10 protein-coding genes are annotated in these 11772 nt (G+C 46.0%); 5 read left to right on the forward strand and 5 right to left on the reverse strand.

What is annotated here, in order from left to right; all coding sequences use genetic code 11:
• Positions 1-5: 5 nt before the first annotated feature.
• The gene (locus tag AB4133_RS03435; protein ID WP_017070602.1) at positions 6-1313 is read left to right on the forward strand and encodes an LssY C-terminal domain-containing protein; all 1308 of its coding nucleotides are present in this window, start codon (positions 6-8) and stop codon (positions 1311-1313) included.
• A 77-nt stretch (positions 1314-1390) separates the two neighbouring features.
• Here the strand turns inward: AB4133_RS03435 and AB4133_RS03440 are convergent, their stop codons facing one another.
• The 4 genes from AB4133_RS03440 to AB4133_RS03455 form a co-directional block, all read right to left on the reverse strand.
• Positions 1391-2737: an ATP-binding protein gene (locus AB4133_RS03440; RefSeq protein ID WP_017065394.1), complete on the reverse strand. Its 1347-nt coding sequence runs from the start codon at positions 2735-2737 to the stop codon at positions 1391-1393.
• 104 nt (positions 2738-2841) lie between these two features.
• Positions 2842-3501: a response regulator transcription factor gene (locus AB4133_RS03445; protein WP_017060377.1), complete on the reverse strand. Its 660-nt coding sequence runs from the start codon at positions 3499-3501 to the stop codon at positions 2842-2844.
• 44 nt (positions 3502-3545) lie between these two features.
• Positions 3546-3944: a PepSY domain-containing protein gene (locus tag AB4133_RS03450; RefSeq protein ID WP_017066076.1), complete on the reverse strand. Its 399-nt coding sequence runs from the start codon at positions 3942-3944 to the stop codon at positions 3546-3548.
• Between the two features lie 180 nt (positions 3945-4124).
• Positions 4125-5867: a DEAD/DEAH box helicase gene (locus tag AB4133_RS03455; RefSeq protein WP_372223979.1), complete on the reverse strand. Its 1743-nt coding sequence runs from the start codon at positions 5865-5867 to the stop codon at positions 4125-4127.
• Positions 5868-5964: 97 nt separating this feature from the next.
• Here AB4133_RS03455 and rsuA point away from each other — a divergent pair, with 97 nt between their 5' ends.
• The 3 genes from rsuA to AB4133_RS03470 all read left to right on the forward strand — a co-directional run bounded on the left by rsuA (position 5965) and on the right by AB4133_RS03470 (position 8737).
• On the forward strand, positions 5965-6660 hold the full coding sequence (gene rsuA, locus AB4133_RS03460; protein WP_017060380.1) for a 16S rRNA pseudouridine(516) synthase RsuA: 696 nt from the start codon (positions 5965-5967) through the stop codon (positions 6658-6660).
• Between the two features lie 200 nt (positions 6661-6860).
• The gene (locus AB4133_RS03465; protein WP_017060381.1) at positions 6861-8078 is read left to right on the forward strand and encodes a Bcr/CflA family multidrug efflux MFS transporter; all 1218 of its coding nucleotides are present in this window, start codon (positions 6861-6863) and stop codon (positions 8076-8078) included.
• Positions 8078-8737, forward strand: coding sequence for a DUF2913 family protein (locus tag AB4133_RS03470; protein ID WP_017068033.1), 660 nt, complete (start codon positions 8078-8080; stop codon positions 8735-8737). The genes AB4133_RS03465 and AB4133_RS03470 overlap by 1 nt, the downstream gene beginning before the upstream one ends.
• A gap of 125 nt (positions 8738-8862) precedes the next feature.
• Here AB4133_RS03470 and AB4133_RS03475 read toward each other — a convergent pair whose 3' ends face one another.
• On the reverse strand, positions 8863-10293 hold the full coding sequence (locus tag AB4133_RS03475; RefSeq protein WP_372223980.1) for a DUF2867 domain-containing protein: 1431 nt from the start codon (positions 10291-10293) through the stop codon (positions 8863-8865).
• 98 nt (positions 10294-10391) lie between these two features.
• Between AB4133_RS03475 and AB4133_RS03480 the strand changes: the two genes are divergently transcribed.
• Complete coding sequence (locus AB4133_RS03480) at positions 10392-11765, forward strand: MATE family efflux transporter (protein WP_017060384.1); 1374 nt, start codon at positions 10392-10394, stop codon at positions 11763-11765.
• Positions 11766-11772 lie beyond the last annotated feature (7 nt).

Genomic DNA, 11772 nt, shown 5'->3' on the forward strand with positions numbered 1-11772 from the left:
TTGTTATGTTTGATGGACTAGGGTTGTTTCTGGGAGCATTGGGTGATGCTCTCATTGGCCCAAACCTATTTGTACCGGGAGAGCCGTTCTTTATCGCAGCGGGCTTTCAACTGTATTCAGGTGCATGGATGGCGTTGGTTTTGGTGATGCTAGGTGGTTTGCTTGGTGATCAACTCAGTTATTTCATTGGTTATAAATACGGTGTTAAGGTGCAACGAAGGCTCATTAAGTTTCGCCCTAAAACCAAAAGATTAATTGCGCGCTGCCGCTATCTGGTTGCTCGCAAAGGCACATACATCATTCTTTTTGCTCGTTTATTAGGGCCTATCGCTTGGGTTGTGCCATTTATAGCTGGCTCGCATCGTGTACCGTGGCGTAATTTTAGTGTGTTGGCGTTTATCGGTTTGGCCCTTGGTGGAGGGCAGTTCATTGCTTGGGGCATGTTACTGGCGCACGGCGTTGAAAACTTCCCGTGGCTTAATAGCCTTAAGATATTTATCTCGGAGCATAATAGCTTGATCGTTGGTGTGTTCGCGGTATTAGTCTTCACCATTATCGGTTACCGAATGAAGTGGCGATGCTTAGTACTTAAGTCTAGTGCGCTGTTGTTGGCGTGGGTATTGTTTGCGAACTACGCTCACTTTTTCTGGAAAGCGGATGACTTTCAGAATCAACCAGAGACGGCTCAAATAAACAAAGTCGACTGGAACTCGGTTACCTATAAAGCGTTCCCCGGTAAATCTTCGTTCTACTCGGCGCAAGCGATCAACGTAATTTATGTTGGAGCAACCCCAAGAGACTTAATGAAGCAATTAGGCTGGATAGAGAATCAAACCTTCTCTCGAAATGAGATTGAATGGGTTGGTTATCTCGCATTGCTTAGAGAAAAAACGCCGCCAGTGTCTGATTTATATTGGCGAGACAAGCCGCAAGATATGGCTTTTCAATTGCCGGGTAACCTGATGAAGCGCAGCCATATTCGTTGGTGGCGTGCAGGTGTTGATATTAAAACTAACCAGCCTCAGTGGTTAGGCGCAATTAGCTATGATGATGGCCTTAAAGTCACGCCTTACTCAGGCATTGTGACCGTGCTTCATAACATTGACCCTAATGTTGATGAAGAGCGAGATCGGCTTGCTAATCAGATACGAACGTTACTACCAGACATCGAGTTAGACAAGTACCCATTAGCAACGGTGGAAGTGATCAATGACGATCATGACTATTACACTGATGGCCGGGTATTAACGATTGGAGCAACGACCCTTAGTGATAATTCACAAACTTTGGATGTTGCTGTGAACGATATATAGAGTTGTATATAAGGTCGATAGAATTAAGCCCTAGCATTACGTTAGGGCTTATTGTGTTTAACTTTTACTTAGCTTGTTCAGCCTTTACTTACTTTAAGCACCAGAGAAGCTTTTAAGCCGCCCATTGAGCTCTTGCTGAGCGTTAGGCTGCCTCGGTAACTGTGTGCCATTTCATTTACGATATTAAGCCCTAAGCCTGTTCCTGGTGTGGTTTCATCAAGTCGGACGCCACGTTTGGTCACTTGCTCAAGCTTCTCTTCAGGAATGCCTTGGCCATCATCTTCAATCACCAACTCTATGTTGCCATCGTCGAGTTCATTTGCATGGACGCGAATAATGCTGCCAGCCCACTTGTAACTGTTCTCGAGTAGGTTGCCGACCATTTCATCAAGGTCGGTTTTTTCTACCGCCACTTCAATCTCAGAGTCTAGCTCGTTAATTATGGTGACTTCGTTGGCTGCGTAGACTTTATCAAACGCCATTGAGATAGCTTCAACACGCTCACAAGGTGAAGACTTCACCGAAAGAATGTTCATTGCACCTGCCATACGAGCGCGACCAAGGTGATAATCAATTTGGCTTTGAATCTGATGAATGGGCTGTTGCAGCAGTGCCTTGTCATCCTCTGGAAGTCGCTCTATCTCATTTTTTAGAACTGAAAGCGGTGTTTTCAACGCATGAGATAAGTTACCCGCGTGGTTACGAGCTCGTTCTAATAACTCTTGATAGTGAAAGAGCAGGGCATTGAGGTCAGAGACTAATGGAGAAACCTCTTTCGGGTAGTTATCGCTTAACCCTTCTTGCTCGCCGTTTCTTAGCATTACCAGTTCGCGTTGCATCTTGCTGAGCGGTAATAACGACCAACTGACTTGAATACCGATCAACATCAGCACGCCAACAAACAGCAACATTAGGATCAACCAGACTTGACCAGTAAGCTCTGTCAGTGTGGATTCTAATGGATCTTCATCAATACCAATGGTGATCGTGACAGGGTCGCTCAGTTCAGGCAGGTAGATATCTTGCTCGATGTAAATCAGCTTTTCTTTCTCTGGCCCTTTGACTGATGTGTGAATCGGTGAACGCTTGATGGTGAGGTCTTTATCCCATAGCGAGCGAGATCGAATGATCTGCTCTTGGGTAGCGGCGCGCCAATAAATACCACTGTAGGGCTGGTTGAACCTAGGATCAGACAGACGCTCTGCCATGATCAGGTTACCACTGTCATTGGTTTCGATATTGGCGGTTAACTCATCCATGGTTAAGCCAAGCTGCTGCTTCATGTCATCGACGAGGTAGTCGTTAACCAGTTTCGGAATCCCGACACCAGCCGCTAATATCATCGCACCTAGCCAAAAAGCCGCAGCAAGGAGCAAGCGGCTTTTTAAACTGATGTTTTTAAGTGTTCGTTTCTTTAGATTCATGCATTTCCAACCTGCCTTTGCTCATCGTAACTTATCGTATTGCGATGATCAGAACAGGCTGTCCACTTAATTAATGGTTGCTCTTGGCGTGATTGACGACTGAGCTATTCAGCATTCAGTTGGTAGCCAAGGCCACGAACGGTTTTGATGATCTTTGGTGCGATTTTCTTACGAATACGACCGATGAACACTTCAACCGTGTTTGAGTCTCGGTCGAAGTCTTGCTTGTAGATATGCTCAACCAACTCAGTGCGCGAGATAACCTTGTTTTGGTTATGCATGAAGTACGCGACAACTTTATATTCCAGCGCCGTGAGGCTAACTGCTTGACCTTGCCACAACACTTTAGAACTGCGTGTGTCTAGGCTTAGATCACCGATTTGAAGTATCGGAGCAGCACTGCCTGATGCTCGGCGCAGTTGAGCTCGGATACGGGCAATCAGCTCGACCATCTCAAATGGCTTAGTTAGGTAGTCATCAGCACCGGCGTTCAAGCCCTCAACACGTTGAGTTAGCGTGTCACGAGCACTTAAGATAATCACTGGCGTGTTGATGTTTTCGTCTCGAATGCCTTTTAATACCGTTAGGCCGTCAAGCTTAGGTAAACCTAAATCGAGGACAATCGCGTCCCATTCTTCTGACGTTGCACGGTAGAGTGCGTCGATACCATCTTGAGAGAGCTCTGGAACCCAGTCGGCCCCCTCAAGTGTTTCAATAATTTGTTGGCCCAAACGAGGCTCATCTTCAACGACTAAAATTTTCATAATTGTTCTTCTAATTTCTTCTAATGACTGTTCGTCGTACGTAACTAGTCGCCGTGTTTAATTGCGTCTTTAAAGTTGCGGCCTTTGATCATAAGCATTTCTAACGTCTCAGCGTTGTATTCGACTTTGATGATGTTGTTTTGGTAATTGATTTTTAGTTCATACACCCAAATGTCGTCATCTTCTTCTAGTTCTACTTTAATGATTCTGCCATGAAGATCGTTTTCAACCGCCGCATACATTTCTGAGAAAGGGCGAATGTAGCCTTCTCGTACGGCTTCATAGACTTCGTCTTGATCTTCTTCAAATTCGATGCTGGTTCCTGCTTTATGAACGTCCTGCACTAATTCATGACCATTATGATGTGAGTCAGCCCATGCGCCAGCAGAAACAAATAAGCCTAAGCTTATAGAAAATAAAGAAATCATAGCTTTACTAAACATAGCGAATCCTAGAGAAGGTTGATAGCGTTCAGTATAAAAAAGTAATTCTGAACAGAAAGTGAACCTGATTAATAATGAGAATTTGATACCGAAAAACTTAACGCTTAAATGGCGCAGGCTTTAATACATAAGATTAATTGCCGAGTGTTAAGAACGTAAGACTTACTTTTATTCTTAACCTTAACGCTGCTGTAGTTCGTCTTCGAATATCTTGTCTCTCATTTTCCAAAAGCGTCCGACTTTACGGGCAATCACGAATTGAGGTGGGCGGAATCTATGTTGGTGAGCAACCACTTTCGTCGGTGAGGCTTCTTCGAAAGGGCGATGTCTGTCTGCAAGGTGAGGGCGAACAAACTGGTCTTTGAAGTTCTGCTTCTGCTTTTTGCTGGTTAATGACCAAAACTCATGCACTTGCGCTTGGTTTTCTCCGCGATAGGTGACCTTAAGTTGTGATTTACCTTTCTCGTCTTTAAGCACGTTGAGGTCCATTTCCAAGCATTCAAATACCAAGGCATCTTTTAGGTTCAGTGCTTCTTTTAGCTTTTTGTCTGGGTCGACTAAGGTTGCATCGCACTCATGACAAATGCGCGCAGCAATGTCATTATCAGCACCACATTCACCGCAATATTTCGCTCGGAAGCGATAATTACAGTGCTCGCGCTCGCCCGTGTCTTCATCGGTAAAGTAGCCTTGGCATTTGCGCCCAAAGTGCTCAAGCAAGAAGCCATTGCTGTCTAGCTTGCCCCAAAAGTTATTATTGAAGCCGCACGCAGGGCAAGGGATGGTGATGATTTCACTGTCTGAATCGGGTTTAGGGTCGCCAACCTCAGGTTGGTAGAGGTCGTAACTGTTGCCCGCATAGTCGAGCACCAAACACTCTTTTTTACCCGGAGATAGGCGTAAGCCACGGCCAACGATTTGTTGATACAAACTGATGGATTCTGTCGGGCGCAAAATCGCGATTAAATCGACGTGTGGCGCATCAAAACCTGTGGTTAATACCGATACGTTAACCAAAAACTTGATTTTACGTTCTTTGAAGTCGCTGATAATTTGGTCACGTTCGAGAGTTGGTGTATCACCAATCACAATTGAAGCTTCACCTTCTGGCAATAAGCCGAGGATCTCTTGCGCGTGTCGAACGGTCGCAGCGAATACCATGATCCCTAACTTGTCTTTGGCCAGTTCAATGATCTGGTCGACAATTTGTGGGGTTGCACGTTTAGATTGCTCGATCACCATATCGAGTTCGGCTTCTTTGTAGCGGCCTGTACTTGCAGGTTTTAGCTGTGAGAAGTCATAGCTCAATACTGGCGCATCGATCATGCGTGCTGGTGTTAGAAAGCCTTCGTCCAACAAGTAGCGAATCGGCAACTCGAAAATACAATCTCTGAAAAACCTAGGCTCTTCAGATCGTACTTGTCCACGCGTGTGATACTGATAAAGCCAACCCATACCAAGACGATAGGGGGTCGCGGTCAGTCCAAGCACCTTGATGCCCGAATTATTCTCGCGCAAGTGGGTGATCACTTTTTGGTAGCTACTGGTCTTTTCATCTGGCACACGGTGGCATTCGTCGATAACCAACAGTGAAAATTGGTTAGAGAATGAATCGAGGTTGCGAACCACAGATTGAACCGAAGCAAACACCACTTGTTGGTCTGTCTCTTTTCGCCCTAAACCCGCAGAGAAAATCGAGCCTTTCAGCCCGTAACCTTCATATTTTTCATGGTTCTGTTCAACCAACTCTTTTACGTGAGCAAGCACCAACACTCGACCTTTCGCAAGCCTTGCTAACTCTGCAATCACAAGGCTTTTTCCTGCACCTGTCGGAAGCACGAGCACTGCCGGAGTTTGGTGTTTTCTGAAGTAATGAATCACTGATTTTACAGAATCAGCTTGGTACGGGCGGAGTGTATACATATCGCGTCTTGTAAGAAGGAAAACAAATAGTGTGAAATAGCTCAACTAATTGAGCAAAGGTGACTATAATACCCGACTTAGATTAGTTGAGGTATTCATGCGTTTAGATAAATTTCTGTGCGATGCATTAGGCGTCACTCGAAGAGAAGCAACACACTTATTAAAATCCAAGGCAGTGACAGTAAATGATGTCATTCAAAAAAGCGGCTCACTCAAGGTAACTGAAGAGTGCGTTGTGGAATGGCAAGGCAATGAACTGAATGTTCACGGCCCACGTTACATCATGCTTTATAAGCCAGAAGGCTTTGTTTGTTCGCATGAAGATGGCGCAAATCGTATCGCGTTTGAATTACTTGATGAAATCAAAATGGACAAGCTGCACTTTGCTGGTCGTCTAGATATTGATACAACAGGTCTTGTGTTGATTACAGACGATGGTAAGTGGTCTCACCGTATCACTTCGCCAAAGCACAAGTGCGAGAAGACGTACCGTGTGTGGTTGGTTGAACCTGTTGAAGACGATTACGTTGAAAAATTCAAAGAGGGCATCCAGCTTAAGAGCGAAGATGGCCTAACACTTCCTGCACACCTAGAAGTTCGTGCAGAGCGTGAAGTGCTGCTAACGATTCACGAAGGCAAATACCACCAAGTTAAACGTATGTTTGCTGCTCTTGGTAACAAGGTAGAAGCACTACACCGTGAACGTATTGGCGAAATTGAGATGGACGAATCTTTAGAGTTAGGTGAATACCGTTACCTAACGCAAGAAGAAGTCGATTCAATCTGGAAGTAGTCCTTAGCTAGAAGTTGCTCTTAACAAGAAATTGTTCTTAACAAGAGACCACTTTTGCTGGAAATAGCCCTTTCGTTGTAAAGCCGACCATGGATAGCGTCGGCTGATGATGTTGACTGGTACTAGGAAAGTCTCAGCCAATCTTTGACTCGCGTACTCACGCTAGTCCCTAGCTCTATCAGTTGAACATTCGGAGAACCATGCAAACATCGACCTCACAGAGCCAAAGCTCCCAACTAGAAACACCTCAATTAGGCTTAGTGCTGTTTTTGATTCTAGGTGCGATTGGTGCACTTACTCCGCTAGCCATTGATATGTATCTGCCAGCGATGCCGACCATTGCTAAAGATCTTGGTGTGACGGCGGGTGAGGTACAAATCACGCTAACAGCCTATACCGCAGGTTTCGCGCTGGGGCAGTTGCTGCATGGCCCGTTGGCGGATAGCTATGGTCGCAAGCCTGTACTGCTTATTGGTGTGTTCTTGTTTGCTATCGCTTCTATGGTGAGTGCGACAACTCATGGCATTGAAGCGCTGACTTACATCCGTACCGCTCAAGGTTTTGCTGGTGCTGCGGCGGCCGTTATCATCCAAGCGGTGGTAAGAGATATGTTCGATCGTGAAGATTTCGCAAGAACCATGTCTTTCGTTACTTTGGTGATGACAGTTGCGCCATTGGTTGCTCCGATGATTGGCGGTTACTTAGCGTTGTGGTTCGGTTGGCGTTCAATTTTCTGGGTTCTGGCTATTTTTGCGGTGATCGTGATTCTGGCGGTATCGATGAAGATCCCAGAAACGCTTCCTGCAGAAAACCGACAACCATTGCGCTTTAAAACAACGATTCGTAACTATGCTCGACTGTGTAAGAACCCAACGGCGATGGGCCTGATTTTCTCTGGTGCATTCTCATTTTCAGGGATGTTTGCGTTCTTAACGGCAGGTTCATTCGTTTACATCGATATCTATGGCGTTCGCCCTGATCTGTTTGGCTACCTGTTCGGCTTGAATATTGTTGCTATGATCTTGATGACGAGCATCAACGGTCGAATCGTTAAGAAAGTGGGCTCTCACGCTATGCTCAGAGTCGGCTTAACCATTCAACTGTTTGCAGGCTTAGGTCTGTTAGTTGGTTGGATGTTAGATATCGGTTTGTGGGGTATTGTGCCATTCGTGATGCTGTTTATCGGCACACTGTCTACCATTGGTAGTAACTCAATGGCACTGCTTTTAAGCGGATACCCGAATATGGCCGGCACAGCTTCTTCGCTTGCAGGCACATTAAGATTTGGTACTGGTTCTGTAGTGGGGGCAATTGTTGCCATGCTACCAAGTGACACTGCAGGGCCAATGGCTATGATGATGGCAGCATGTGCAATACTGTCAGCATTACTATATTGGACATTAGGAAAGAAGGCATAATGTCAAAATACTATATTGAAATTCAGAAGTTAGTGAACGATGCGCTGGACGAGCTGTATGCTCTGCATAAGTCTGGTAAAGCGATCGACGCACCTATCGCGAACAACCTTTATCTTGTTCGTTGGGTAACAAAAGCGATTAAATCTCAAGCTTATGATCGCGTGATTGTGCCTGACTTAGTTCGCTGGCAGAAACAGGGGCGCTCAAAAGGCAACAACTCTGATTTAACTTTTACCTTTAAACGTATTTCTGCGTTTTACGGACGTTTTTTCCCTGAAGGCGAAGAGCCTAAAACGCTAAAAGACAGTGATGTTGAAGCGTTCATGGACAAAATGTACGAGATGGGTTGGAGCGTATCGAGTGAAGACGAGCTAACGACTGGCGGCAAGATTCAATTCTTCACCGATGGCGAGCACTCTTTTGCTTTATGCGGTAAACAGTGTGACGACTCTTTCGACGGGGAGTTGATGGTTAAGCCAATGAACTGGTTTGTTCGTGGCAACCATGCTGAGTTCATCCAAGCGGCGATGGAAGCGGGCTTCATGCTTCACAAAGTAACGGACTATAAGTCTGCGGTGAAGTATCACGGTGAATACATCGTTTACCCTGCTAACCAAGGCAACCAACTGGCTGAGATCCCAATTAGCGTTATCGGCTAATAGCGGATTCGAGATGAGAGATACGAAGAGCGGAATTATCCGCTCTTTTTTTGCCTCTCATAGCGCGTGTCGCTAATTTGCTTTTAGTCTTTTCGCATCTCGACACTCGAATCCCGCATCTGCTTTTAATCCTGTTCTTTAGCCTGCTTCTCAATTGCCTTCACCATGCCTTTAAAAATAAACAGGTGGGCTGGCATCATAGCAAACCAATACAGTAACCCTAGAAACCCCTTTGGATGCCACCAAGCCGAGATATTCAGCTCGCGAGAGTCACCGTGGTCAGAGACAGTAATCTCGAGTCGCCCTAAACCGGGGCCTTTCATACCGAAAAGCAGAGATAAAAACTGATTCTCTTCACAGCGAATGACCTTCCATGAATCGATTTTGTCACCGACTTTTAGGTTGGGCCCTTCTGGCATTTGTCGAACCGGTACACCGCCACCGAAAAGAACATCCAACCATTCGCGTGTGCGCCATAAAGTGTTAGCAAAGAAGTAACCTTGCTTCGGGCTTCCGATTTGCTGAGCAACATGCCAAAGCGATTCCAATGAAGCGCTTGAGGTGATACTTGCGCCTGTTTTCTTAGGGTAATAACCATAGCCAGCTTGCCAGCGCTTAAAGGCTGCTTTGTCAAAGCCCCACACATTACTCTTTATGAAGTTGCCTTCAGAGTGAATAGCTTGTTCAACCATGTTTTCGAACGAGATAAGCTTTTGAGGGTACTTTTCTCTAATGGTGGTCGAACTGGCAATAAAGTCGTGCTTTAAGCCAGCGAGAAGCGCTCTGCCTATATTTGATGGGACAGAGGTCACCACGCCTAGCCAATAAGACGCAATTTGCGGTGTGAGTAGCGATGTCGCCCAGAGTCGAAGAGGGCGATCCGCTGTCTTGGCAATGTGTGCAAATTGGTTTCGATAAGAGACAATATCAGGCCCACCAACCTCGAAGGTTTGGCTTTCGCTAGGCGTGTCTTGTGCGAGTTTTAGTAAATAGTGGTTCAGGTTCTGCAAAGCAATCGGGTTGGCTTTAGAGTCAACCCATTTTGGCGCAATCATAATCGGCAAGTTGTACACGAAATCTCGCATGATCTCGAATGCCGCAGATCCTGGGCCAATGATCACGCCAGCTTGAAGTTCGGTAACGGGTACAGGCCCTTTACGAAGCAATTCGCCGGTTTTCTTTCTCGCTTGAAGGTGCTCTGAATCACCAGTCTGAGGCTGTAAAGAACTCAGGTAGATGACGTGTTGATTCTTTGGCCCAAGAGCAGAAACAAAGTTACGGGCTAAGTTCAGCTCATAATCGATAAAGTCGTGGCCTTCCGCCATGCCATGGACGAGAAAGAAGATAAGATCAAAGTCGGGGACTAAGGCTTGTGTCGCAGCTTGATCGGCCAGATCAAGATACTCAAGCGATAAGCTTTCGTGAGGCTCGGTCCGTGCCTTTAAATAGTCGATATGCCTTGCTGCTGCCGTGACTTGATAGCCTTGCTCAAGCAGGAGAGGGAGGAGTTGCGAACCAACATATCCAGAAGCGCCTAAAACCAGTACTTTCTTCATTGTTACTCCATTTATATCTGTGGTTAAAAACCGAACATTGATATAATAGCGCGATATTTATCTTTATTCATCAATACGTTCCGTTTAGGTATCTCTCTATGTTGCTCTCTTCAATTATTCATCACACACGAGGTGATTTTGTTCGCAGGCTTATTGCGATTGCACTGCCCATCACCTTGCAGAGCATTATGTTTTCAAGCCGAGGCTTGGTGGATGTATTGATGTTGGGCCAACTTGGCGAAGCAGACATCGCAGCTGTGGGGGTGGCGAGCCGAGCGATGTTCGTGACGACCATTATGCTGGTGGGTGTTACCACGGGCGGTGCTCTTCTTACTGCTCAATATTGGGGCGCGGGTAACAGACAAGGTGTGAGAGAAAGCACTGCGCTGACGTGGCTGGTGTCGACACTGTTTGCTTTACTGACTATCGCGTTTTTCGTTTCATTTCCTGCACAAATCATGGGCGTGACGACCGACTCTCAAGAGGTCATCAACTTAGGCGTTGAATACATCGTAATTACGTCATTTAGCATGCTAGCGGTATCGTGTGTCAGCAGTATGGCTGTGGGTTTGAGAGCGATGCACAAACCCGGGCTAAGTACATTTTTCAGCGGTATCGGCATCCTGTCTAACGTGTTCTTAAACTGGGTGCTGATCTTCGGTAACTTAGGCTTTCCTGCGCTTGGAATCAAAGGTGCGGCGATTGCGACGGTACTGAGTGGCGCGATTGAAGTCGCGACTTTGTTTGGTTATCTCTATTTCTCTAAGCATTTATTAGCATTTAAGTTTTGCGATATTAAAGCGGCAGCTTCGATTGATAAGGTGGTTCGCTTCTTGAAGCTGTCTCTGCCGACCACGTTTAACTTCTTAGCATGGGCGGGTGGTTTGTTTGCTTACCACGCGATCATGGGGCAATCGGGCGTTCAAGGTCTGGCTGCGCTATCGGTCATGACGCCGGTTGAATCTATCTCATTGAGTTTATTGATTGGCCTTTCGAATGCGGCAGCTGTTTTGGTGGGTAATCAACTTGGTGCGAAAAACAATGAAGCGGTTTACTATCAAGCGCTTGGCTTAACAATTTTGTGTTTCTTAACTAGTATTGTTGTAGCCGTTTTTCTCTATTTCGTTCAAACGCCAATACTTAATGCCTTTAGCGCACTGACGGAAGAAACCAGAGCCCTCTCAGAGAAGTTCATTCTGATCCTCTGTGTGGGTATTGTCATTCGCTCGGTGCCATTGACTGTGATCGTTGGGGTGTTGAGAGCGGGTGGTGATGTGAAGTTCTGCCTCTATCAAGATTTGATTGCTCAGTGGGTGATCGGTATCCCATTGGCAGCCATCGCGGCTATCTATTTTAAGTTTCCACCTGAGTGGGTATATCTGCTTTTCCTAACGGAAGAAGTCCTCAAGTGGGGCGGGTCGCTCTATCGCATGAAAACAAGAAAATGGATTAAAAACTTGATAGGAAGTTGAAGTAGGG

Origin of the sequence: Vibrio sp. 10N.286.52.F8, from assembly GCF_041468745.1 — a bacterium.
In the GTDB taxonomy this organism is placed as follows: domain Bacteria; phylum Pseudomonadota; class Gammaproteobacteria; order Enterobacterales; family Vibrionaceae; genus Vibrio; species Vibrio crassostreae_C.